Here is a 22,609-nt window from a genome sequence, read left to right as displayed (position 1 = left end):
GACAAGCCGCTCGAGTGACAGGCGATGCCTTTGGCCCAGCGCGGTTTGCGTGCGCCGCGCGGGGCGGACGCCTTAGTCTTCGAGTCGGATCCGGCGCAGGGTGTAGTCGCCACCATGGTTGGCCATCACGAAGCCCTGGAAGGGATCGCGCAGGCTGTTGTCCTGCACGCTCAGCAGGTTCCGGCCGTCCACGCGAACCTGCATCTGTCCATTCCGGTCACGGGTCCAGACGATGCCGTGGAACTGGCCATCCTCGAGATCGAGCCTGCCGTCATGGCGGGCCACGACCTCGGCATTCCCGGAAAACAGCCGGATCAGGCTGAGTCCCGGCTGCGCGCCGGCGGAGTAGATCAGGCGATAGCCGGTTCCCTGGGGGCGGTTGCCCTGGAACAGCCCCACTGCCAGGCTGCCGGGACGCTGCTGGGAGGCGAAATCCAGTTCCATCCTGAACGTGTTGTCGACGGGGGCATTGACAAAGATCTCTGCCGGCTCCACGGCAGCGGGCGCCTCGTCCTGCCGGTCATTGCTCCGCTGATCGAGGATCATGCCCAGCACGGCCAGGCCGATCTCCTCCGGTCGGTCGGAGCTCAGACCGCGGGAGTCGCGGTCGGTCACCTGTTGTGTGTCCACGATGCTCCGCAAGCCGTTCTGATTGACCTCGAAGTTTCCGCTAAGCACCGTCCAGGCGGGATTGCGACGGTAATCGCCGTCGCTGAAGTTGTCCCGCAGGGCAACCTCGGACGAGGTGTCGGGCGCGGCCACCTCGTCCGTCTCGGTTTGGCGCAAGCGTTGCAGCAGGTCGCTTGATGCGCGGCCGTTCTGAGAGATGCCCATGTCGGCCTGGTAGTGGTATATGGCGTTGCGGGTTCGGCTTCCCATGGCGCCATCGGTCGGGCCGGCGTCGTAGCCGAGTCGATTGAGCTCGCGCTGAATCTCGACCACGGTTTCCTGATCCGACAGGGAATCTATGTCAGGCCGTGATTGCGAGCCCGCCGCGTCTTGCTGCCGCCACTCCCGCGCCGCCTGCTGTGCCCTGGCGATCTGCGAGGACGTCATGCGTTCGGCCAGCGCATCTCGCGCGCCGGCGGCATGGCGGTGGCCGCGGGACGCGGCCAGGTTGTACCACTTGTGGGCCTGCACGAAATCCTGGGTGGTGCCGTTGCCGGCCGCATGCAGGCGACCCAGCATGTACTGGGCATCGGCATCCCCGCGTTTGGCCGCGTCACTGAATTGCTGCAATGCCTGGCGGTATTCCTGCTGCTCGAAGTGGCGCATGGCGTCGTTGAAATCGGCGCTGGCCAATCCGACGGACCCGAGGAGGAGAAGAGTGAGTGCGAGTGTCTTGATGATCACGGTGGTCCCTCCAGTGGACAGGCGTATCGTCCGCAACATCATGATGCTGGGGAGGTCAGAGAGGCCGTTGACTCAGGCCCCTTGCTCTTGGAGCGTAGCACTGAGGCGGGCAAGGTGCGTGATATAGCGTGCTTTTTTCTGACCACGCGCAAAGCGCTTCCAGGCAAAGCGCTTCCAGGCAAAGTGCAGTGCCCCCGTTTTCGGGGCGGGGGCATGGCGCTGAACAAAAAGAAAGGGCCGACGGCATTGCCATCGGCCCTTTCTTTTCTTGGCCTTGCCGGAAACCCGGCCGAGACGCATTACTCGCTTCAGGAGTCCTCGTCGTTGGCCTGACGCGTTGCCTCGAGAATCTCTTCGGCGTCCTGACGTTCCTGTTCGAGGCCCAGCTTGTCGTAGGCGCGAATCAGGAGTTTCAGTGCCGGGATGGTCGAGGTCGAGCCGTTGTACTTGTCGAGTGCCGATTGCGCCCGATTGGCGGCGGCCAGCCACGCGCCGCGTCGCATGTAGTACTCGGCGACCTGGATCTCGTGCTTGGCCAGCGAGTTGCGTACGTCGATCAGGCGGCGGCTGGCGTCGTCGACATACTGGCTGTCGGGGTATTGCTCGACCAGGCGAGAGAAGGACTTGTACGCCTCCTCGATTACCGATTGGTCGCGCTTGGAGAGGTCCGGCGGCGCGATCTTGTTGATCAACGAATCGCCACGGCTCATGTTGGCCAGGCCCTTGAGGTACAGGGCGTAGGCCACATTGTCACCACGAGGGTGCAACTGGATGTAACGATCCGCGGCGGCGATCGCGGAATCCGGTTCGTCGTACTTGTAGTAGGCGTACGCGACTTCCAGTTGGGCCTGCTCGGTGTAGGCGCCGAACGGGTAGCGGCCTTCCAGGGTCTCGTACTTCTTGATGGCCGTCTCGTAGTTGCCCCGGCGCATGGCCTCGTTGGCCTCCTGGTAGAGCTGGCCGGCCGAGGCGGTCGGGTCGGAGAGGTCCACGCGATCGTCGTCGGACTTCGAGAACCAGGAGCAGCCACTGGCGAACGTGACCATGCCGGCGATCAGGGCCGCGCGGGCAAGGTGCCGGGGAAGGGAGCGGCGAGTGGCCGGGCGGTTACGGTCGCGATGCTGGGTCATGATCAGGAGAGAAGGGCCGCTGGCAGTAGTGAGTGGACGCCGCCCGCCCAAAAGCGCATCGTACGGCGCGTTGATGGGGCGAGCGTTAGCGGATAATCTTCGCAGATAAGATGCTAAAAACCAACCAATCTCATGGCGGGTGTTTACCCGTCTTTTTCATGTCTCGACGGACGGCGCCACGACGCGCTCCCGTGACCTTTGGATGGCTGATTTCCGATCGATGGATGTAGAACGCACCTTGTTGATTCCCGCCGAGCAGGCGGGCATGCGTCTCGACCAGGCGGCCGCGCAGTTGTGGCCGGACTTCTCCCGTAGCCGTATCCAGGAATGGATCAAGGGTGGCCAGGTGACGGTGGACGGCCGGTCGATGCGTCCGCGCGACACCGTGCTGGGCGGCGAGGAGTTGTCTCTGCGGACCGAGTTGGAGCAGCAGAGCGAGGATCGTCCCCAGGACATTCCCCTGGATATCGTCTTCGAGGACGAGCACCTGCTGGTGGTCAACAAGCCGGTCGACCTGGTGGTTCACCCCGGGGCCGGCAATCCGGATGGTACGCTGGTCAATGCATTGCTTCACCACGATCCCGAGCTGGCCTTGCTGCCGCGTGCGGGGGTGGTTCACAGGCTGGACAAGCAGACCAGCGGCCTGCTGGTGGTGGGCAAGACCCAGGCGGCCTTTCAGGCGCTGGTCGCCGACCTGGCCGAGCGACGCATCGGCCGTGAATACGACGCGGTGGTGATTGGCCACCTGATTGCCGGTGGCACCGTGGACGAGCCGATCGGGCGACATGCCCGTGATCGGCAGCGCCAGGCGGTCGTGGCCCAGGGCAAACCGGCCGTGACGCATTACCGGGTCGTCGAGCAGTTCGGCGAGCACACCTGGTTGCGCGTCAAGTTGGAGACGGGGCGCACGCACCAGATCCGGGTGCACATGGCGCACATCCGCCACCCGATCGTGGGTGATCCGGTTTACGGTGGGCGACCACGCCTGCCGCGGGGTGCCGAGGACATGTTGGTCGATGTGCTGCGCGACTTCGGTCGCCAGGCCCTGCATGCCCGGCGGCTGACGCTCACTCATCCCGAGACCGGCGAGACGCTGTCGCTCAAGGCGCCGATGCCGGATGATATGGACGAATTGATCGAACTGCTGCGCGACTATCGCGACGGCAACGACGAAGGAGAGGCCGAGGTTATCTATGTCACGGATCCCGACTGACGCCCCCGAGGGCAGTCGCTTCATCGAGGCCACCTGGCCGGCGCCGGGCGGCGTGCGAGCCGGCGTGACCACCCGGATCGGCGGCCACAGCCGGCCGCCGTTCGATGGCTTCAACCTGGCGACTCACGTCGGTGACGAGGCGCAGGCCGTGGCGGCCAATCGGGCCGAGCTGGCCGAGATGCTCGCGCTGCCGGAGCCGCCTCGCTGGCTGAACCAGACGCATGGCACCACGGTTGTCGGGCCGGAGGTGCCGACCGATCATCCCGAGGGCGATGCGGCCTATACCAATCGCCCCGGCGAGGTGCTGGCGGTGCTGACCGCCGATTGTCTGTCGGTGACGCTTGCCAGCCACGACGGTAGCGAGGTCGCGGTTGCTCATGCCGGCTGGCGCGGTCTGGCCGCTGGCGTGATCGAGCATACTGTCGATCGTTTCTCGGTGGCGGGTGACGAGTTGATGGCCTGGCTGGGTCCGGCAATCGGTCCGGCGCACTTCGAGGTGGGCGAAGAGGTGCGTGAGGCGTTCATGCGCGAATACCCCGCCGATGCCTCGGCCTTCCGTGGTGCGGCCGAACCGGGTCGGTTCCACGCCGACCTGTTCGCCCTGGCCCGATCCCGCCTGCGTCGGCAGGGGATCACGCGCGTGTATGGCGGTGAGCGGGACACCTACGCGCTGCCCGAATTGTTCTACTCGTATCGCCGCGACCAGGGCGAGACCGGCCGGATGGCCACCTTGGTCTGGCGCGAAAAAGACTGACAAGAGGAAGACCGAAATGACGCAACCCTGGCTCCTGCTGACCCTGGTTGGGGCGGATCGGCCCGGCATCGTCGCCCATGTCACCCGGGTGTTGTTCGGCGTGGGCGCCGAGCTCGGCGAGACGGCGATGATGCGTCTGGGCAACCAGTTCGCGATCATGATGATGGTGCGCGGCGCCGGTAACCCCGAGGAGGTGGCCGGCCTGCTCGAATCCACCCGCGCCGATTTCGGCCTCAAGCTGCACGTTGACGAGATCGACGCGGCCCTGCACCAGCACCGCGAGCCGGACGTGTCGGTGATCGTGCACAGCGCCGATCGCAGTGGCATCGTCAGTGAGGTCACCGCTGCGCTGCTCGAGGCGGGCATGAACATCCTCGATCTGCGCTCGGACGTGGGTGGCTCGAGCGACAAGCCCATCTACATCATGCAGATCGACGGTGAGAGCAGTCAGGGGATCGAGCCGATCGAGCAGTGCGTGGCGCGCTTCGCCGATCAGGGGCTGACCGTGCGTGTCACCCCGCTCGAAACGATGCGGGGGTGAGCGTGGAGCCACTGCCGATCCTGACCTACCCGGACGAGCGCCTGAAAACGGTCTGCGAGCCGGTCGAGCAATTCGACCCGGAGTTGCGGGAATTTGCCGAACACCTGCAACACACCGCAGACCTGGGGCCCTCGGCGGTGGGCATTGCCGCGCCGCAGGTGGGGCGCATGCAGCGGCTGTGCCTGGTCGATGCCACGCGTGCCAAACGCCCGGTGGACAACAACGGTCCCCTGGTCCTGGTCAATCCGGCGATCACCAACTGGAAGGGCTTTGCCGTCGGTCGCGAGGGCTGCCTGTCCATTCCCGATTACACCGGCAAGGTGATTCGCGCTGAAACCATCGAGCTGACCGCGCAGGACATCGAGGGGCGCACGATCACCTTCAAGATGAAGGGCTTCGAGGCACGCATTGCCCAGCACGAGATCGATCACCTCGACGGCATCCTGTTCCTCGACCGGCTCGTGAGCCGTCACGCGGATTTGCGCGAGCGTTGATAGCGTTTCAACGGAACGTGTTCCGGGCACCCCTCTGCTACGTTTACTGAGGTACGGGTTCGTCCAGTCGGCTCGTGCGTCTGTCGGCGGAGTCGGTCTCCCGCCGGGGAGGGGTGCTCATGGGCATAGCGCTGGTCATTCTTGCTGCCTTCCTCTGGGGCGTGTCCGGCGGGATTGCCGCCGTGCTCATCGAGCGGGGCTGGGACCCGCTGGTCGTGTCCTTCTACCGTGGCGTGGTCGGCTTTCTCTGTTTCGCCGCCTGGTGGCTGGCCAGATTCGCCGTCATCCCGTTCCCGGACCGGCGTGCCATCCTCTGGTCGGCGTTTGCCGGTCTCGGGGTCGCGGGCAACTTTATCTTCTACTTCCTCAGCATCTCCCAGGCCAATGTCGCGGTCGCGGTGACACTCATGTACACCGCCCCGGTCTACGTCTACCTGGTCTCCCTGACGACGGGCGCCGTGCGGCTGACCCCCGGGTTCGTAGCGGCGATCGGTTCGGTCTTGTTGGGTGTGGCGTTGCTGACCCAGCTTGTCGGCGGTGAGAATCTGTCGGAGCTGTCCTTCGCCGGTGTTGCCGCGGGGATTGCCGCCGGCGTCTCCTACGCGGTGTTCCTGTTCGGCTTTCGGAATGCGGCCCTCCACACCTCGTCGGTGGAGGTTCTGGCGGTGGCCTTCCTGGTGTTTCTGCTGGTCATGGCACCGCTGGTCGATCCGGGCAAGGTCGTGGCCGCCTCGCTGTCCGACGATGTCCACCTGTTCCTGCTGCTGGGGCTGTTCGGCGCGGGCCTTTCGTTCGTGTTCTACGTGCTCGGCCTGAGACGAGCCACGCCGGTCGCCGTGGCCTTGGTGGCCGCGGTCGAACCGGTCACCGCCTCGCTCTTCGGTCTCACGGTGCTGGACCAGTCGCTCGCCCCGTTACAGTGGCTCGGAATGGTCGTCATCATCGCCACCGTTACCGCCCTGGCGATCCGGCTGCGGTGAGTGTCGTCGACGTGTGATCCGGCTGACATGGAGCGGTCACCTGGTTGCGCGATAACGGTCGGGCTCCCTTTAGCACGGAGGTGTCTTATGGAAGCCCACCGCCAATGTTCCCGCTATCGCACGGTAATCATTTCCGACGTACACCTTGGTACGCCGGACGCCCGTCCCGACCGGCTGCTCGATTTCCTCGCCTCGATTCACTGCGAGACCTTGATCCTCAACGGCGACCTGCTCGATATCTGGCAGATGCAGCGCCGTCGCTGGTGCTGGTCGGCGGCCAAGAGCGAGCTGTTTCGGCAACTCGGGGCACTGGTCGAGGCGGGCACGCGAGTCGCCTACGTGCCGGGCAACCATGACGATTGTTTCCGGGCGTTCGTCGGTCAGACGTTCGCCGGCGTGTCGATCCACCGAGAAATGCGTCTCACGCTTGCCGATGGCCGCCGGGCGCTGGTGATACATGGCGATGAATTCGACGACGAGATCGCCCCCTCGTTGGCGGCGCGCTGTCTGGGCGATCTCGGTTACGCGTGTCTTTTGCGGCTTGATCGGCTCGGTAGGCGTCTTGGCGGGCCGGATCGGCACGGGCGCCTTGTGCGTGCGATCAAGACCCGGGTGCCGGGGGCGATGGCGCATGTCGTCCGGTTCGAGGCCGCGGCGTTTGCCCACGCCCGGCGCGAGGGCGTGGACGTGATCGTTTGCGGGCATATCCACCATGCCAATCTCCGCGAGTGTGACGGCGTGACCTACGCCAACAGTGGTGACTGGGTCGAAGGTGGCAGCGCGCTGGTCGAGCACGCCGACGGAGCGCTCGACGTGATCGTGTGGGGCGGCCCGCGTACCGAGAAAGCGCACGAGGCGGCCGAAACGGATGCCGACCCGACGATGGCGTTGGGTGGTGGGTGAATGCGTCAGAACTGCCCTCCCGCCCGGCCAGGCCTTGAATACCCGTGTCGCGGGCCTACATTCCTACGCAGTGACACGAATTCAAGGCATACGAGGTGCTTTACATGCGGATGGACAAACTCACTGCCAAATTCCAGATGGCACTGGCCGATGCGCAGTCGCTGGCCGTGGGCCAGGACCACCAGTTCATCGAGCCGGTCCACCTGATGGTGGCGCTGCTCGACCAGGAAGGTGGCACCGTGCGTCATTTGCTGACGCAGTCGGATATCAACGTCAACATGCTGCGCTCGCAACTGGGTGAGCTGCTCGACCGGCAGCCCGCCGTTTCCGGCGGCGAGGCCGGCGAGGTGCACATCTCCAACGACCTGTCGCGCCTGCTCAATGTCACCGACAAGCTGGCGCAGAAGCGCAGTGATCAGTACATCTCCAGCGAGCTGTTCGTGCTGGCGGTGATCGAGGACAAGAGCGAGCTGGGCGAGACCCTGCGTCGTGCCGGTGCCTCCAAGGGGGCGATCGAGCAGGCGATCGACAAGCTGCGTGGCGGCCAGTCGGTCGACGATCCGAACGCCGAGGACGCCCGTCAGGCCCTGGAGAAGTACACCATGGATCTGACCGAGCGTGCTGAGCAGGGCAAGCTCGATCCGGTGATTGGTCGTGACGAGGAGATTCGTCGCGCCATCCAGGTATTGCAGCGTCGCACCAAGAACAACCCGGTGCTGATCGGTGAGCCCGGCGTGGGCAAGACCGCCATCGTCGAGGGGCTGGCCCAGCGCATCGTCAACGGCGAGGTGCCCGAGGGGCTCAAGGACAAGCGAGTCCTGTCCCTCGACATGGGCACGCTGCTGGCCGGGGCGAAATTCCGAGGCGACTTCGAGGAGCGCCTCAAGGGCGTCCTGAACGATATCTCCAAGGCCGAGGGCCGGGTGATCCTGTTCATCGACGAGATCCACACCATGGTTGGCGCCGGTAAGGCCGAGGGCGCCATGGATGCCGGCAACATGCTCAAGCCGGCGCTGGCACGCGGCGAGTTGCACTGCATCGGCGCGACCACGCTCGACGAGTACCGCCAGAACATCGAGAAGGACGCCGCGCTCGAACGTCGCTTCCAGAAGGTGCTGGTCGACGAGCCCAGTATCGAGGACACCATCGCGATCCTGCGCGGGCTCAAGGAGCGCTACGAGGTTCACCATGGGATCGAGATCGGTGATCCGGCTATCGTTGCCGCCGCCCAGCTCTCGCAGCGCTATATCACCGATCGGCAGCTGCCCGACAAGGCGATCGACCTGATCGATGAGGCAGCCAGCCGCATCCGCATGGAAATCGATTCCAAGCCCGAATCGATGGATCGCCTCGAGCGCCGCCTGATCCAGCTCAAGATCGAGCGCGAAGCGCTGAAGAAGGAATCCGACGAGGCCAGCAAGAAGCGGCTGGCCAACCTGGATGAAGAGGTCGACCAGCTCGAACGCGAGTACTCCGACCTCGAGGAGATCTGGAAGTCGGAAAAGGCGGCCGTGGCCGGCACCACCCATATCAAGGAAGCCCTCGATCGGGCGCGGACCGAACTGGAAACTGCCCGGCGCGCCGGCGACCTGACCCGCATGTCCGAGCTGCAGTACGGGCGCATCCCCGAGCTCGAGCGCGAGCTGGTCGAGGCGCAGTCCAAGGAGGAAGAGAGCGAGGGCGCGGCGCCGAAGCTGTTCCGCAGCACGGTGGGCACCGAGGAGATCGCCGAGGTGGTCTCCCGCTGGACCGGCATCCCGGTCTCGAAGATGCTTGAGGGCGAGAAGGACAAGCTCCTGCGCATGGAGGAGGCGCTGGGCAAACGGGTCATCGGCCAGTCCGAGGCGGTTGGTGCGGTGTCCGACGCCATCCGCCGCTCGCGGGCCGGTCTGTCCGACCCCAACCGCCCCAACGGCTCGTTCATGTTCCTCGGCCCCACGGGCGTGGGCAAGACCGAGCTGACCAAGGCGCTGGCGACCTTCCTCTTCGATACCGAGGAGGCGATGGTGCGCATCGACATGTCCGAGTTCATGGAAAAGCACTCCGTGGCGCGGTTGGTCGGGGCACCTCCGGGTTACGTCGGCTACGAGGAGGGCGGTTATCTCACCGAGGCGGTGCGGAGAAAGCCCTACTCGGTGATCCTGCTCGACGAGGTGGAGAAGGCCCACCCGGACGTGTTCAACATCCTGCTGCAGGTGCTCGACGACGGCCGCCTGACGGACGGGCAGGGTCGCACGGTGGACTTCCGCAACACCGTGATCGTGATGACCTCGAACCTCGGATCGCAGCGCATCCAGGAACTCGCCGGTCAGGATGCCGACTATGAGCAGATGAAGACCGAGGTACTCGAGATCGTCGGCCAGCACTTCCGCCCCGAGTTCATCAACCGGGTCGACGACGTGGTGGTCTTCCATCCGCTCGATCGCAGCGAGATTCGCAAGATCGTCGACATCCAGATCGACTATCTGCGCAAGCGACTGGCGGATCGCGAGATCGGGCTCACGCTCACCGATGCCGCCCTGGATGCGCTGGGCGAGGCGGGTTTCGACCCGGTCTACGGGGCCCGGCCGCTCAAGCGGGCCATCCAGCATCGGCTCGAGAACCCGCTGGCCCAGGCAATCCTCAAGGGCGAGTACCTGCCGGGCGAGACGGTCACGGTCGACATGACCGAGGGCGAGCTTAGGCTCGGCAAGGGGTGATCGAGGCGGGCTGACCGCCCGACAGTCCCGACTCGAAGGCCATCGGTGGCGACGCCGGTGGCCTTTTTCGGTTAAGGTTTGCGCCACGTTTCCCACCAGCGCAAGGATCCACGCGTGGCCCTCAAGATCATCGAAATCGTCGCGCCGGCCAGCGAGAAGGCTGCGATCGCCCGCATTGCCGATTCGCACGAGGTGGTCGACTGGTGGCGCACCTCCTCGTTCGAGGACGAGCGGTTCTCCACCGAGCTGGTGGTGCGGCCCGAGGGGCAGCAGGAGGTGCTCGACGATCTGCAGCAGATCCTCGATCGCTGCGAGAACGCGCGCATTATTATCCGCGGCGTGCAGGCGACCCTGCCGGCCGCTGGTGACGAGGAGGGCGAGGCCGAGTCGAGCCGGTCGACGGCCGCGCGCTCGCGCGAGGAACTCTACGCCGAGGTCGCCGGAGGCGGGACCATCACCTCGACCTACCTGCTGCTCTGCGGGTTATCGGCGGTTGTTGCCGCGATGGGCATGCTCGAGGACAGCGTGGCGGTGGTGATCGGCGCGATGGTGATCGCCCCGTTGCTGGGACCGAACCTGGCGCTGGCGTTGGGGACCACGCTCGGCGACCCCGACTTGTCCCGTCGCGCGGTCGCGGCGAGTCTCGTCGGGTTGGGTCTGTCGGTCGGGCTGGCCCTGCTGATGGGGCTGGTGCTCGATCCGGTCAGCAACAGTCAGTTGCTCGATCGCACGGACGTCAGCTACCCGGCCATGATCCTGGCCTTGGCATCCGGGGCGGCGGCGGTGCTGTCGCTGACCTCCGGTGCGGCGGCCGGCCTGGTCGGGGTGATGGTGGCCGTCGCCCTGATGCCACCGGCAGCGGCCCTGGGGCTGTTCGTTGGCTGGGGGCAGTGGGACAATGCGATCTCGGCCGGCCTGATGCTGGCGATCAACATCGCGGCCATCAATCTGTCGGCCAAGCTGGTATTCGTGCTCAAGGGCATCTCGCCGCGGCACTGGCCGGAGAAGACCCGCGCCCGCCGGTCGATGCGCTGGTCCTTCGCCTTCTGGGGTATTTCCTTGTTGATACTCGCCGGATTGATCTGGTTGGCCAAGTACTGATCGCCCCAATCGCCCATTCACCCATCGTTTGCATCACGAGGAAAATCGACCCGTGCAGGATTATCGTCAGGCCTTTGTCCAGTTTGCCGTGGAGCATCAGGCGCTCCGTTTTGGTGAGTTCACGCTCAAGTCCGGGCGCGTGAGTCCGTACTTTTTCAATGCCGGCGCGTTCGCCGACGGGCGGGCGTTGGCGGCCTTGGGCGGGTTCTATGCCGATGCCATCCTGGATGCCGGGATCGAGTTCGACGTGTTGTTCGGCCCGGCCTACAAGGGCATTCCGCTGGCGGCGGCCACGGCCATCGCGCTGGCCGAGCGCACCGGCGAGCCAGTGCCGTGGTGCTTCAATCGCAAGGAGGCCAAGGATCATGGTGAGGGCGGCAACCTGGTGGGGGCGCCATTGGCAGGAAGGGTGCTGATCATCGACGACGTCATCACCGCCGGCACGGCGATCCGCGAGTCGCTGGATTTGATCCGAGCGAACGACGCGACTGCGGTGGGCGTGGCCGTGATGATGGATCGTCAGGAGCGTGGTCAGGGTGAGCTGTCGGCGATCGGCGAGCTCAAGCGCGATCACGCACTTGATGTCGTGGCGATTGCCAACCTCGACGGGTTGATCGAGTTCTGTGCCAACGATGCCAGCCTGGCCGAGTCGGCCGAGGCGATGGCGGCCTACCGACGTGAATTCGGCGTGGCCGACTGAAATCGACTGGTTGCCACAAAAGAAAAGGCCCCGCTGAAAAGCGGGGCCTCTTGCGTTCCGGTGATGGCGCGACGGGGAAGCCCGGGCGCTACTGACCGGACGAGATCAGATCGACTTGATGCGGTTGACCAGGGTCGACTTGCGGCGCGCAGCGGTGTTGCGCTTGAGAATGCCCTTGGTCACCATCCGGTCGAGGACCGGCTGGGCAGCGCTGTAGGCTTGCTGCGCCTTTTCCGCATCACCGTCTTTCACGGCCGAGATGACGGCCTTGTAGGCGGTGCGTACCTGCGAGCGCATTGCCATGTTGTGCTGGCGGGCTTTCTCCGCCTGGCGAACGCGCTTTTTGGCTTGAGCGGTATTGGCCACGGGTAAACTCCTCGATTCGGCTATAAGGTCGGATGAGCTTGATGTAAATATCAATTCAAGGCGCGGGATTATGCCATACGGTCGGGGATAGTCAAGCAGGCGGCTCTCGGAAGGGTGACAGGGTGGCCTGGATGATTGCATGCCTTTTCCTGGCGTCGCCCCATTCCCGGGCAACGGCGACCCACGCGCCTGCGGTATCCTCCGCATCATGGATCTCGACGCCCCCGATAATCCCCATTCCAACCCCGATGCGCCGGTGCGCCCCGACACGCCTGTCGGCGCCGTGACCGCCTGGACGGCGGTGGTGCCGGGGCCGTTTTTCGGTGGCTTCACCTATCATTTCGATCTCGACGCCGGGCCGGTGCCCGCGCCCGGCGTGCGGGTGCGCGTGCCCTTCGGTCAGTCCGAGCGGGTGGCGCTGGTGATCGAGCCGAGCCCGATCGACGAGCAGGAGACCCGGCCGATCCTCGAGGTGCTCGACGCGGCACCGCTACTGGATGCCGAGACGCTCGCCTGCCTGCGCTGGGCGGCGGCCTATTATCACCACCCGTTGGGAGACGTGGTGTTCGCCGCCCTGCCCAAGATCCTGCGTGGCGAGCGCCGTCTTGAGGTCGAGGCGCTGGCATCGACCCCCGCCGGCCGGGAAGCGCTGAGAGATGGAGCGATGCGGGGTGAGCGGCAACGCGAAGCCCTCGAGACGCTGGCGGCATCGAGGGAACCCCTGCCGGCCGCCAAGTTGGGCCCGGCTGCGGTGCGGCGTCGGCTGATGGAGAAGGGCTGGGCCGAGTCGACCCGGATCACGGCGCCCGCCGAGTGGCCGGTGCCGGCCGAGCCGGGGAGCGAGGTGGCGCCTGCCCTCAATCGACAACAGCAAGACGCGGTCGAGGCCGTCGTCTCCGGCGGCGACGGGTTCCAGGCCTGGTTGCTCCACGGGGTGACCGGCAGCGGCAAGACCGAGGTCTACCTTGCCCTGATCGAGCGCGAACTGGCCGCCGGTCGGCAGGTGCTGGTGGTGGTGCCCGAGATCTCGCTCACCCCGCAACTGATCGACCGCTTTGCGCGGCGACTGGCGGTGCGGCCGGCCGTCCTGCATTCGGGGCTGGCCGACGGCGAGCGCCTGGCCGCGTGGCGAGCGGTTGCCGCTGGCACCGCCGGGTTGGTGATCGGTACGCGCTCGGCGGCCTTCGTGCCGTTGGCCCGGCCGGGCCTGATCGTGGTCGACGAGGAGCACGACGCCGCGCTCAAGCAGCAGGAGGGATTTCTTTATCACGCCCGCGACGTGCTGGTCTGGCGGGCACGGCAACTGGCCATCCCCATTCTATTGGGCTCGGCGACGCCGTCGTTGGAAAGCCTGCGCCATGCCTGGGCGGGGCATTATCGTCATCTACGGCTGAGTGAACGGGCCACCGGGGCGCGCATGCCCGCCATCCATTGCCTGGACGTGCGAGGCCAGACGATGGAGGCGGGGCTTTCACCGGCCTTGTTGAGGGCGATCGAACGTCACCTGCTCGATGGCGGGCAGGTGATGCTCTATCTCAACCGGCGTGGCTATGCCCCCAGCCTGCTTTGCCATGCCTGCGGTTATGTCGCCGGGTGCCCGCATTGCGATGCCTTTCTGACCTGGCACCGGCAGATCGGTCGGCTGCGCTGCCATCACTGCGGCTTCGAGCAGGGCGTGCCGGCTGACTGTCCATCGTGCCAGGCGCCGCTGTCGGTGCGTGGATTGGGCACCGAGCAGCTCGAGGACGTGCTCGCCGCGCGCTTCCCGGGGTTCGGCATCGTGCGCCTGGATCGGGATGCCACCGCCGGCAAGGGCGTGATGGCCGAGAGCTTGGCTCGCATTGCCCGCGGCGAGGCCCGGCTGGTGGTGGGCACACAGATGTTGGTCAAGGGGCATGATTTCCCCGGGGTGACGCTGGTGGGCGTGGTCAATGCCGATCAGGCGTTGTTTGCCTCGGACTTTCGCGGCCCCGAGCGGTTTGCCCAGTCGCTGTTGCAGGTGGCCGGGCGTGCCGGCCGCGCCGAGCGTCCGGGCGAGGTACTGGTGCAGACCCACGACCCCGATCATCCGGTGCTGCGGCGGTTGCTGGCGGAGGACTACGAGGCGGTGATGGCCGCCCAGTTGACCGAACGCGAACAGGCGGAGTTGCCCCCGACGCGCTTTGCCGGGCTGATCCGCGCGGATGCACCGCAAGCGGATACTGCCCGCGCGTTCCTGATGAAGGTCGCCGAGGAGTTGCGCGCAGGTTTCGGCGAGGAATTGTCCGTATGGGGACCGGTGCCGGCGCCGCTGGCGAGACGGGCCGGACGGTATCGTTTCCAGTTGTTACTGCTCGCGCGGGTGCGCAGTACCCTGCACCGTGCCTTGTGGCAGGTGGACGATTCGGTCGGCAGCCGTCGGCTGGGTGGACGGCTGCGCTGGTCGATCGATGTCGACCCGATCGATCTCGCCTGACGGCACCGGCTGGTGCATTACACTGTGGGGAAATCCCCTTGTCTGGAGAATAGCGACGTGAAGAAGATCGAAGCGATTATCAAGCCGTTTCGGCTGGACGATGTGCGTACTGCCCTGATGGATCTTGGCATCAACGGCCTGACCGCCACCGAGGTCAAGGGTTTTGGCCGGCAGAAGGGGCACACCGAGCTTTATCGCGGTGCCGAGTACGTGGTCGACTTCCTGCCCAAGGTAAAGCTCGAGGTGGTCGTCAGCGATGACCAGGAAGACCCGGTCGTCGATGCCATCGTCAAGGCGGCCTATTCGGGCAAAATCGGCGACGGCAAGATCTTCGTCTCGCCGGTGGGGCGCGCGGTGCGCATCCGCACCAGCGAGGAGAACGAGGACGCGCTTTAACGCGCTGCTTCCCTAATCCTTCTGTCAGAACGACATCAGGCGTCGATCAGGCGCTCGAGGCGATAGGGGGTCGGGTCGAGGGCCGTGGGGCGGTCGGCCATGCGGTCGGCGAGCAGTTCGGCGGTCGCCGGGGCCATGGCCAGCCCGTTGCGAAAGCCGCCGGTGTTGGTCCATAGCCCGGCAATCGACGGATGCTCCCCCAGCAGCGGGATCTCGTCGCTCGAACCCGGCCGCAGGCCGGCCCAGCGATGCGTGATACGGGCCCCGGCCAGTTGCGGCCAGAGTCGGCAGGCGTGGGCGTGCAGCCGCTCCTGCGCCTCGGCATCCACCGTCTTGTCGAAGCCCGCGTATTCCACCGTCGAGCCCACCACCACCGAGCCGTCCCGCCGCGGGATCAGGTAGACGCCGTCATCCATCAGGATGCGATCCAGCGCGTTCTCCGGTCGGGGCTCGAGGCGCAGCATCTGTCCACGAACCGGGAACAGGCTGCCCATCGGCAGGCCCGGGATCAGCGCCTCGCTCCAGGCACCGGCCGTGATCACTACCCGTTCGGCCTGCAGATCCCCTTGGCTGGTCGCTACCCCGGTTACACGTCCAGCATTCAGCAACAGTCCCTCGGCCGCGCATTGCTCGTAGAGATTGATGCCGCGGGCGCGCAAGGTATCGATAAGCGCGTCGAGCAGGTAGGGGTTGCGCACGTTGGCCACCTCCGGCAACCACAAGGCATGGGCATCCCCTTGCTGGCGCCATTGGTGGGCAATCCCGGCCGATGCGAGCGTCGCGCTGATCAACTCGGTGGTCTCGCCTTCGCCGACCGGGTCGAGGATTTCCATGCCGCTGACCCAGCGCTCGGGATCGATGTTGGAGTCGAGCGAGGCGAGCAGATTGGGATAACGGCGCATGCCCTCGGCGGCGAGGGCCAGTACGGGCTGGGGGTAGCGCCAGGCGTACAGCGGGCAGAGGATGCCGCCGCCGGCCCATGAGGCCTCGGTGCCAGCGCGATGGCGGTCGAGCACGGCCACCCTGGCGCCGTCGCGCTGCAGCGCGAGCGCGCTGGTCAGGCCGGCGATGCCGGCGCCGACGACGATGATGTCGAAGCGGTTCGAGCTCACGGGAGGATCATGCCACCAGGCGGCTGATTCGGACGAGCCGGCGGGCCACCCGCGGCCGGTGATGAATCAGGGGCGGGCAGATGTGTTGGCGCCGCGCCGAAGCAGCGCCCCCTCCGGGGCTTCGTCCGGGAAAACTGGAGCGGGTGAAGGGAATCGAACCCTCGTCTTAAGCTTGGGAAGCTTCTGCTCTACCATTGAGCTACACCCGCAGGATTGGTGTGTCCCGCCGCTATTCCTGTGACCTTCAGAGCCCGGTTGAATCGACAGTGCCGATTCAACCGGGCTCCCGTCGGGCGAGCCGCGAAGGGCTCATCCTCGGCGTTATGGCTCTTGGCAAGGGCGTTGCCATTACCCGCGAGCATGCCTTGCGGCTAAGCCCTTCCCGACACGCTGAAGGTTACAGGAATAGCGGCGGAACACACCGGGGGCAATTATCCGGGCCCGTCGGCGCAAACGCAAGCCGCGTGGGATCAGTCGAGCGGTGGGAGTTCGTTGCTGTCTGACTTGTCGCTCTTGATGCCGCTGGAGTCGGCAGCCGCGGCCTTCAGTTCGTCCTGGCCGCTGCCGAAGCTCATCAACCATTCCATGTTGCTGCGACTGTCGGCATTCTGCAGCGCCTCGTCGCGCGATATCAGGCCTTTGTTGAAGAGCTCCAGGATCGACATGTCGAAGGTCATGGCGCCGCTGGAGGCATTCTTCTCCATCGACTCCTTGATCGCGTCGACCTCGCCGCGCTTGATCAGGTCGGAGATCAGCGGCGTGTTGATCAGGATTTCCACCGCCGGTAGCCGCTTGCCGCCACTGCCGATGATCAGGCGCTGCGAAATGATGGCCTTGAGGTTCAGCGACAGGTCCATCAGCAACTGGTCGCGCGACTCGGACGGGAAGAAGCGGATGATGCGGTCGAGCGCCTGGTTGGCGTTGGTCGCGTGCAGGGTGCTGATGCAAAGGTGGCCGGTGTCGGCGTAGGCCAGCGCGTGCTCCATGGTCGCCCGGTCGCGCACCTCGCCGATCATGATCACGTCCGGTGCCTCGCGCAGGGCCTCCTTCAGGGCCGCGGCGTACGAGCGGGTGTCGACTCCCACCTCGCGTTGGTTGACCACCGAGTTGCGGTGCTTGAAGGCGAATTCCATCGGATCCTCGACCGTCAGGATGTGTCCCGGGCGCGCCTCGGCGCGGTGATCGATCATGGCGGCGAGCGTGGTGGACTTGCCCGAGCCGGTCGCACCGACCACCAGGATCAGGCCGCGGCGTTCGGTGATCAGGTCCTCGACCACCATCGGCAGGTTGAGGTCGGCCGCGCGCGGGATTTCCGCCTGGATGTAGCGGATCACGAGCGACCACTCGCCGCGCTGCATGAAGACGTTCATGCGGAAACGACCGATGCCCGGTCGTGACAGGGCGACGTTGAGTTCCAGGTTCTCGAGAAAGTCGTCGATCTGATGCTGGTTGAGTACCGAGCGGGCCAGCTCCTCGACTTGGCCGGCGCGCAGCCGGTCCTTGCCGATAAAGCGCATCTCGCCCTGGATCTTGATCGCGGGCGTGGTCCCGCTGGAGAAGTACAGGTCGGAGCCTTCCTTGTCAGCGAGCAGCTTCAGGTAGGGTTCGAGGCTCAGTTGGCTCATGGGGCTGGGTCCTGTTCAGTTAGGGAAGCTCTGCACGAATCCGATAAGGCTCTGCGTGTCTTGAGCCGAGCAGAGCTTCCCTTGGCGGTCGGGTCAGTCGGCCTCGACTTTGAGATCGTCTTCGGAGTCGTCCTGGCGGCTCTTGGGCAGGCCGCGATTGCTTTCCAGCTTGATGCGCAGACGCAGGTCGTTGACGGAATCGGCCTTGCTGATGACCTCGTCGTAGTCGGCCTGGTGGCTGTCGTAGAGGTCGAACAGGGCCTGGTCGAATGTCTGCATGCCCAGTTCGCGCGAGCGCTTCATCACTTCCTTGATCTCGGAGACATCGCCCTTGAAGATCAGGTCGCCGATCAGGGGGGTGTTGATCAGTACCTCGACGGCCGGAACCCGGCCCTCGCCATCCGCCTTGCGCAACAAGCGTTGCGAGATGACCGACTTGAGGTTGAGCGACAGGTCCATCAACAACTGCTGACGCCGCTCTTCGGGGAAGAAGTTGATGATGCGGTCCAGTGCCTGGTTGGTGTTGTTCGCGTGCAGCGTGGCCAGGCACAGGTGGCCAGTCTCGGCGAAGGCAATGGCATGGTCCATGGTCTCGCGGTCGCGGATCTCGCCGATCAGGATCACGTCGGGGGCCTGGCGCAGGGTGTTCTTGAGTGCCGCGGCGAAGGATTCGGTATCCACGCCCACCTCGCGCTGGGTGACAAGACAGCCCTTGTGCTTGTGGACGAACTCGATCGGGTCCTCGATGGTGACGATGTGCCCACGCGAATTTTCGTTGCGATAGTCGAGCATCGCCGCCAACGACGTGGACTTGCCCGAGCTGGTGGCGCCGACGAAGATCACCAGGCCCCGTGCGGTCATCGCGATCTCGCCTAGCACGTCGGGGAGCTTGAGGTCGTCGAAGTTGGGGATGTCCGAGCGGATCATCCGCAGGACCATACCCTCGCTGCCACGCTGCATGAACGCATTGACACGAAAGCGCGCTATCCCCGGCAGGGCGATGGCGAAGTTCGCCTCGTGGGATTCCTCGAAATGGGCCACCTGCTTGTCCGTCATGATCGAGCGGACCAGCATCTGGGTGTTTTCCACCGAGAGCTTCTGATCGGTCAGGTGGACGACCTTGCCGTCGATCTTCGCCGAGGGCGGTGCGCCGACGGTGACGAACAGGTCGGAGGCGTCGCGTTCAACGGCCCGTTTGAGGAGGGCTTGTACGTAGTTGGCTGCTTGCTGACGGTCCATCGAGAATTCCCGGCTTGCGTTGTCCGCCTCGCCGCACTGGCCGGCATGGCGGAGATGTGTGGGTGAGGCGGGCGAGGTTACGAGTTGCCACTTGCGGCGCCGTTGCGACCCGCCCGAGTGCAAACGATTGCGCTGGGCACGCTATCTGAAGTCGTCCTTGTTCTTTGCCCGGCCGCGCGCGAGTTCCTTGGAAACCGCGCCGCGCGAGACCAGCTGCTTGAGGTTCTGATCGAGCGTTTGCATCCCTTGTGCCTGGCCGGTCTGGATCGCGGAGTACATTTGCGCGACCTTGTTCTCGCGGATCAGGTTGCGGATCGCCGGCGTGCCCAGCATGATCTCGTGGGCCGCGACGCGCCCGCCGCTGATCTTCTTGAGCAGGGTCTGCGAAATGACCGCGCGCAGGGACTCCGAGAGCATCGCGCGCACCATGTCTTTCTCCGCCGACGGGAAGACGTCGATGATCCGGTCGATGGTTTTGGCCGCCGAGTTGGTGTGTAGCGTGCCGAACACCAGGTGGCCGGTCTCCGCGGCGGTCAGGGCCAGGCGGATGGTTTCGAGATCACGCAGTTCGCCGACCAGGACCACGTCCGGGTCTTCGCGCAGCGCCGAGCGCAATGCGGCGTTGAAGCTGTGGGTGTCGCGATGGACCTCGCGCTGGTTGACGAGGCATTTTTTCGATTCGTGGACGAATTCGATCGGATCCTCGACCGTGAGGATATGGTCGTTGCGATGGTCGTTGACGTAGTCGATCATCGCCGCGAGCGTGGTCGACTTGCCCGAGCCGGTCGGGCCGGTCACCAGGACGATGCCGTTGGGGTAGTCGCACAGGTCCTGGAAGACCTTCGGCGCGTCGAGCTGCTCTAGGGTGAGCACCTTGCTCGGGATGGTGCGGAAGACCGCACTCGCGCCGCGGTTCTGGTTAAAGGCGTTGACACGGAAGCGGGCATGGCCGCGCAGTTCGAAGGAGAAGTCGACCTCGAGGTTGTCTTCGTACTCCTTGCGCTGCCGGTCGTTCATGATGTCGTACACCATGGAATGGACATCCTTGTGGTCCATTACCGGCACGTTGACCTTGCGGATGTCGCCGTCGATCCGCACCCGGGGCTGCTCGCCGGCCGAGAGGTGGAGGTCCGATGCCCCGTTCTTGACGGTGAACATCAGCAGGGAGTCGATATCTCGGGATTCGGCCATGCGATCGTCCTTTGCGGGGGAGGCCCCGTTACAAGTCCATTGGTGGTGCCTGCCGAAGGCCCGGAGCGCCGCAGTGACGCGGCTCGGCCTTCGTTGCAGACAAGGTAAAACGAACACGCACAAGGTGCAAGATGGGAAATCGAGAAAGCGCATACCACGGCATCCGCGAGCGCATCGAGGCGGCGAGTGCCGATCGTCCCGCCGGTTCGGGCGAGGTCAGGCTGGTGGCCGTCAGCAAGCGCCAGCCGGTCGAGGCGATCCGGGCGCTGGCCGAGCTGGGCCAGCGCGACTTCGGCGAGAACTACCTGCAGGAGGCCCTCGACAAGCAGCCCGAGCTGGCCGACCTGTCGTTGACCTGGCATTTCATCGGGCCGATCCAGTCGAACAAGACCCGCGCGATCGCCGCGCACTTCGACTGGGTCCACAGCGTGGATCGCGTCAAGGTTGCCCGGCGCCTGGGCGAGCAGCGCGATCTCTCGCTGCCGCCGCTGAAGGTCCTGATCCAGGTGAACGTCGACGGCGAGGAGAGCAAGTCCGGCGCCGACCCGGCCGATGTGCCCGCCATCGTCGCCGCCTGTGCCGAATACCCGACGCTGCGCCTGTGCGGGTTGATGTGCATCCCGCGACCGGGGAATACCGCGGCCTTCGGTCAGCTTGCGGCGCTCAACGCGTCACTGGCCGAGCCCTTGCCCGACCTGTCGATGGGGATGAGTGGTGATTTCGAGGCAGCGATCGCCGAGGGTGCGACCATCGTGCGGGTCGGCACGGCGTTGTTCGGTCAGCGCGATTCCTGAGGGCGCGCGGCCAGTGGTTGCCATTCGTGTTATTTTTCTGGGTCCAGAATTCACCCACACAGGGCAGGTGAGACAATGAATGCCTCGCGGATAGCTTTCATCGGTGGCGGCAACATGGCTGCCGCACTCATTGGCGGCATGCTCAAGGACGCGCCGGCCGGCGCCCGGCCCTCGATCGTGGTGGCCGAGCCCGATGCCGATCGGCGACGCGCCCTGGGTGAGCAGCTCGGTGCGGAGACGACCGAGGACAACCACGCGGCCATCGACGGCGCCCAACTGGTGGTGCTGGCGGTCAAGCCGCAGGTGATGCAGACGGTTGCCGAAGACCTGGCCCCTCATCTGACAGCGGGCCAGCTGGTGGTCTCGATTGCCGCGGGCATCCCGGTAGCCGCCCTGGCCCGATGGCTCGACGGCCATGCCGCGATCGTGCGTGCGATGCCCAACACCCCGTCGATGGTCGGCTGCGGCGCCGCCGGGTTGTTCGCCGCCGAGGCGGTCAGCCGCGAGCAGCACAGCGATGCCGAATCGCTGATGCGGGCAGTTGGCGTGGTGCAGTGGCTTGACGACGAATCGCAGATCGACGAGGTCACGGCGTTGTCCGGCAGTGGCCCCGCCTATGTCTTCTACCTGATGGAATCGATGCAGGCGGCCGCCGAGGACATGGGCATGGCGCCTGACGTGGCCCGCCTGCTGACCCTGGAGACGGTCTTCGGTGCCGCCAAGCTGGCCCTGGCTGCAGACGACTCGCCGGCCGAGTTGCGCCGTCGGGTCAGTTCGCCGGGCGGGACCACCGAGCGGGCCATCGCCGCGCTGGACAAGGCGGGCGTGCGCGATGCCTTTGCCCGGGCGATTCGCGCCTCGCGTGACCGCAGTCGGGAGCTGGCCGCCGACGTCGACGATCGCGCGGCCGATTGATCCGGTCGATTGATCCGGTCGATTGAGCCGGGCGTTTTCGGGCCGGCCTGCCGGCCCCAACCATTAACCTGTCGAGTAGTTCTGAATGAGCGGTAGCTTCGGGGATCCGAGCGTTTTTCTGGTCCGGGTGCTTTTCGAGCTGGTGGCCTTCGTCGCCTTCGCCCGGTATTTCCTGCAATTGTTCCAAGCGAACTTCTACAACCCGGTCACCCAGGCGATCGTCAAGATCACCGATCCGGTACTCAACCCGCTGCGCACGGTGATCAAGCCGGTCGGTCGCCACGATCTGGCCGCGCTGGTCTTCGGCGTGGTGATGGTGGCGTTGATGGTCTGGGCGATCACCGCCATGCAGGGCGTGGGTATGACCGGTACCGGGGTGTTCATCGGCACGATCTATTTCACGTTTCTGACGGTGACCAACCTGTTCTTCTGGACGGTGCTGCTGCGCGCGGTGGCCTCCTGGCTGGGCAATGATCGCTCGCCCGGCGTGGCCTTCCTCGCCGATCTCACCGACCCGGTGGTTGATCCCATTCGCCGCGTATTGCCGCCGATCGGCGGGATCGATCTCTCGCCGCTGGCCGTGCTGCTGATCATCCAGGTCGCCCAGATGGTAGTCGGCAACCTGCTGATGGGCTGAACGCGACGCGA

Annotated in this window: 21 protein-coding genes and 1 tRNA gene; 14 read left to right on the top strand and 8 right to left on the bottom strand. The window is 65.6% G+C overall.

Translation table 11 applies throughout. The features are described 5' to 3' along the window. Positions 1–72: 72 nt before the first annotated feature. Both VWP12_RS00875 and VWP12_RS00870 read right to left on the bottom strand, forming a co-directional pair. Positions 73–1,353, bottom strand: coding sequence for a peptidoglycan-binding protein (locus VWP12_RS00875; RefSeq protein WP_410474226.1), 1,281 nt, complete (start codon positions 1,351–1,353; stop codon positions 73–75). Between the two features lie 308 nt (positions 1,354–1,661). Continuing rightward, positions 1,662–2,483 (bottom strand): outer membrane protein assembly factor BamD, encoded by an 822-nt coding sequence (locus VWP12_RS00870; RefSeq protein WP_410474225.1) that lies wholly within the window; start codon positions 2,481–2,483, stop codon positions 1,662–1,664. A 202-nt stretch (positions 2,484–2,685) separates the two neighbouring features. Here VWP12_RS00870 and rluD point away from each other — a divergent pair, with 202 nt between their 5' ends. From rluD to pyrE, 9 genes are all read left to right on the top strand, one after another. Then, positions 2,686–3,696, top strand: a complete 1,011-nt coding sequence (gene rluD, locus VWP12_RS00865) for a 23S rRNA pseudouridine(1911/1915/1917) synthase RluD (RefSeq protein WP_410474224.1) — start codon at positions 2,686–2,688, stop codon at positions 3,694–3,696. Then, positions 3,677–4,450 (top strand): peptidoglycan editing factor PgeF, encoded by a 774-nt coding sequence (gene pgeF / locus VWP12_RS00860; protein WP_410474223.1) that lies wholly within the window; start codon positions 3,677–3,679, stop codon positions 4,448–4,450. Before rluD ends, pgeF begins: the two co-directional genes overlap by 20 nt. A gap of 16 nt (positions 4,451–4,466) precedes the next feature. Further along, positions 4,467–4,991 (top strand): glycine cleavage system protein R, encoded by a 525-nt coding sequence (locus tag VWP12_RS00855; protein ID WP_125199327.1) that lies wholly within the window; start codon positions 4,467–4,469, stop codon positions 4,989–4,991. Between the two features lie 2 nt (positions 4,992–4,993). Beyond that, positions 4,994–5,485, top strand: a complete 492-nt coding sequence (gene def, locus VWP12_RS00850; protein ID WP_410474922.1) for a peptide deformylase — start codon at positions 4,994–4,996, stop codon at positions 5,483–5,485. Between the two features lie 119 nt (positions 5,486–5,604). Beyond that, positions 5,605–6,465, top strand: coding sequence for a DMT family transporter (locus VWP12_RS00845; protein WP_410474222.1), 861 nt, complete (start codon positions 5,605–5,607; stop codon positions 6,463–6,465). A gap of 87 nt (positions 6,466–6,552) precedes the next feature. Then, a complete protein-coding gene (locus tag VWP12_RS00840; protein WP_410474221.1) occupies positions 6,553–7,368 on the top strand; it encodes a UDP-2,3-diacylglucosamine diphosphatase in 816 nt (271 codons plus the stop codon). A gap of 110 nt (positions 7,369–7,478) precedes the next feature. After that, positions 7,479–10,067: an ATP-dependent chaperone ClpB gene (clpB, locus tag VWP12_RS00835; RefSeq protein ID WP_410474921.1), complete on the top strand. Its 2,589-nt coding sequence runs from the start codon at positions 7,479–7,481 to the stop codon at positions 10,065–10,067. A 114-nt stretch (positions 10,068–10,181) separates the two neighbouring features. Then, the gene (locus VWP12_RS00830) at positions 10,182–11,168 is read left to right on the top strand and encodes a TIGR00341 family protein (RefSeq protein WP_410474220.1); all 987 of its coding nucleotides are present in this window, start codon (positions 10,182–10,184) and stop codon (positions 11,166–11,168) included. 52 nt (positions 11,169–11,220) lie between these two features. Next, the gene (pyrE, locus tag VWP12_RS00825; protein ID WP_410474219.1) at positions 11,221–11,868 is read left to right on the top strand and encodes an orotate phosphoribosyltransferase; all 648 of its coding nucleotides are present in this window, start codon (positions 11,221–11,223) and stop codon (positions 11,866–11,868) included. A 105-nt stretch (positions 11,869–11,973) separates the two neighbouring features. On the opposite strand, the gene rpsT is transcribed toward pyrE, so the two are convergent. Next, entirely contained in the window at positions 11,974–12,234 is a 261-nt protein-coding gene (gene rpsT / locus VWP12_RS00820; RefSeq protein ID WP_125199331.1) for a 30S ribosomal protein S20, read from the bottom strand. A 139-nt stretch (positions 12,235–12,373) separates the two neighbouring features. Here rpsT and VWP12_RS00815 point away from each other — a divergent pair, with 139 nt between their 5' ends. Beyond that, positions 12,374–14,689, top strand: a complete 2,316-nt coding sequence (locus tag VWP12_RS00815) for a primosomal protein N' (protein WP_410474218.1) — start codon at positions 12,374–12,376, stop codon at positions 14,687–14,689. Between the two features lie 57 nt (positions 14,690–14,746). Beyond that, entirely contained in the window at positions 14,747–15,085 is a 339-nt protein-coding gene (locus tag VWP12_RS00810; protein ID WP_125199332.1) for a P-II family nitrogen regulator, read from the top strand. Between the two features lie 35 nt (positions 15,086–15,120). On the opposite strand, the gene thiO is transcribed toward VWP12_RS00810, so the two are convergent. From thiO to VWP12_RS00785, 5 genes are all read right to left on the bottom strand, one after another. Beyond that, complete coding sequence (gene thiO, locus VWP12_RS00805) at positions 15,121–16,197, bottom strand: glycine oxidase ThiO (protein ID WP_410474217.1); 1,077 nt, start codon at positions 16,195–16,197, stop codon at positions 15,121–15,123. A 135-nt stretch (positions 16,198–16,332) separates the two neighbouring features. Continuing rightward, positions 16,333–16,406: transfer RNA gene (locus tag VWP12_RS00800), tRNA-Gly, on the bottom strand. A 261-nt stretch (positions 16,407–16,667) separates the two neighbouring features. Then, the gene (locus tag VWP12_RS00795) at positions 16,668–17,822 is read right to left on the bottom strand and encodes a PilT/PilU family type 4a pilus ATPase (RefSeq protein WP_410474216.1); all 1,155 of its coding nucleotides are present in this window, start codon (positions 17,820–17,822) and stop codon (positions 16,668–16,670) included. A 93-nt stretch (positions 17,823–17,915) separates the two neighbouring features. Beyond that, the gene (locus VWP12_RS00790; RefSeq protein WP_125199335.1) at positions 17,916–19,061 is read right to left on the bottom strand and encodes a PilT/PilU family type 4a pilus ATPase; all 1,146 of its coding nucleotides are present in this window, start codon (positions 19,059–19,061) and stop codon (positions 17,916–17,918) included. A 141-nt stretch (positions 19,062–19,202) separates the two neighbouring features. Further along, positions 19,203–20,252: a type IV pilus twitching motility protein PilT gene (locus tag VWP12_RS00785; protein WP_125199336.1), complete on the bottom strand. Its 1,050-nt coding sequence runs from the start codon at positions 20,250–20,252 to the stop codon at positions 19,203–19,205. A gap of 131 nt (positions 20,253–20,383) precedes the next feature. Here VWP12_RS00785 and VWP12_RS00780 point away from each other — a divergent pair, with 131 nt between their 5' ends. From VWP12_RS00780 to VWP12_RS00770, 3 genes are all read left to right on the top strand, one after another. After that, positions 20,384–21,046, top strand: coding sequence for a YggS family pyridoxal phosphate-dependent enzyme (locus VWP12_RS00780; RefSeq protein WP_410474215.1), 663 nt, complete (start codon positions 20,384–20,386; stop codon positions 21,044–21,046). Positions 21,047–21,121: 75 nt separating this feature from the next. After that, the gene (proC, locus tag VWP12_RS00775; protein ID WP_410474214.1) at positions 21,122–21,961 is read left to right on the top strand and encodes a pyrroline-5-carboxylate reductase; all 840 of its coding nucleotides are present in this window, start codon (positions 21,122–21,124) and stop codon (positions 21,959–21,961) included. A gap of 85 nt (positions 21,962–22,046) precedes the next feature. Then, complete coding sequence (locus tag VWP12_RS00770) at positions 22,047–22,598, top strand: YggT family protein (protein WP_410474213.1); 552 nt, start codon at positions 22,047–22,049, stop codon at positions 22,596–22,598. Positions 22,599–22,609: the final 11 nt, after the last annotated feature.

It is taken from the genome of Guyparkeria sp. TX1 (assembly GCF_046523965.1).
GTDB lineage: Bacteria > Pseudomonadota > Gammaproteobacteria > Halothiobacillales > Halothiobacillaceae > Guyparkeria.
The sequence above is the reverse complement of the archived record's forward strand: the minus strand, read 5'-3'. Positions and strand labels throughout refer to the sequence as shown.

Excerpts from the sequence above, each read along its gene's own strand:
- VWP12_RS00815 (WP_410474218.1), top strand. The coding sequence starts at position 12,374 with ATGCCTTTTCCTGGCGTCGCCCCATTCCCGGGCAACGGCGACCCACGC.
- pgeF (WP_410474223.1), top strand. The coding sequence starts at position 3,677 with ATGTCACGGATCCCGACTGACGCCCCCGAGGGCAGTCGCTTCATCGAG.
- VWP12_RS00770 (WP_410474213.1), top strand. The coding sequence starts at position 22,047 with ATGAGCGGTAGCTTCGGGGATCCGAGCGTTTTTCTGGTCCGGGTGCTT.
- VWP12_RS00870 (WP_410474225.1), bottom strand. The coding sequence starts at position 2,483 with ATGACCCAGCATCGCGACCGTAACCGCCCGGCCACTCGCCGCTCCCTT.
- VWP12_RS00795 (WP_410474216.1), bottom strand. The coding sequence starts at position 17,822 with ATGAGCCAACTGAGCCTCGAACCCTACCTGAAGCTGCTCGCTGACAAG.
- VWP12_RS00790 (WP_125199335.1), bottom strand. The coding sequence starts at position 19,061 with ATGGACCGTCAGCAAGCAGCCAACTACGTACAAGCCCTCCTCAAACGG.
- VWP12_RS00840 (WP_410474221.1), top strand. The coding sequence starts at position 6,553 with ATGGAAGCCCACCGCCAATGTTCCCGCTATCGCACGGTAATCATTTCC.
- VWP12_RS00785 (WP_125199336.1), bottom strand. The coding sequence starts at position 20,252 with ATGGCCGAATCCCGAGATATCGACTCCCTGCTGATGTTCACCGTCAAG.
- clpB (WP_410474921.1), top strand. The coding sequence starts at position 7,479 with ATGGACAAACTCACTGCCAAATTCCAGATGGCACTGGCCGATGCGCAG.
- rluD (WP_410474224.1), top strand. The coding sequence starts at position 2,686 with ATGGCTGATTTCCGATCGATGGATGTAGAACGCACCTTGTTGATTCCC.
- VWP12_RS00845 (WP_410474222.1), top strand. The coding sequence starts at position 5,605 with ATGGGCATAGCGCTGGTCATTCTTGCTGCCTTCCTCTGGGGCGTGTCC.
- VWP12_RS00855 (WP_125199327.1), top strand. The coding sequence starts at position 4,467 with ATGACGCAACCCTGGCTCCTGCTGACCCTGGTTGGGGCGGATCGGCCC.
- VWP12_RS00780 (WP_410474215.1), top strand. The coding sequence starts at position 20,384 with ATGGGAAATCGAGAAAGCGCATACCACGGCATCCGCGAGCGCATCGAG.
- proC (WP_410474214.1), top strand. The coding sequence starts at position 21,122 with ATGAATGCCTCGCGGATAGCTTTCATCGGTGGCGGCAACATGGCTGCC.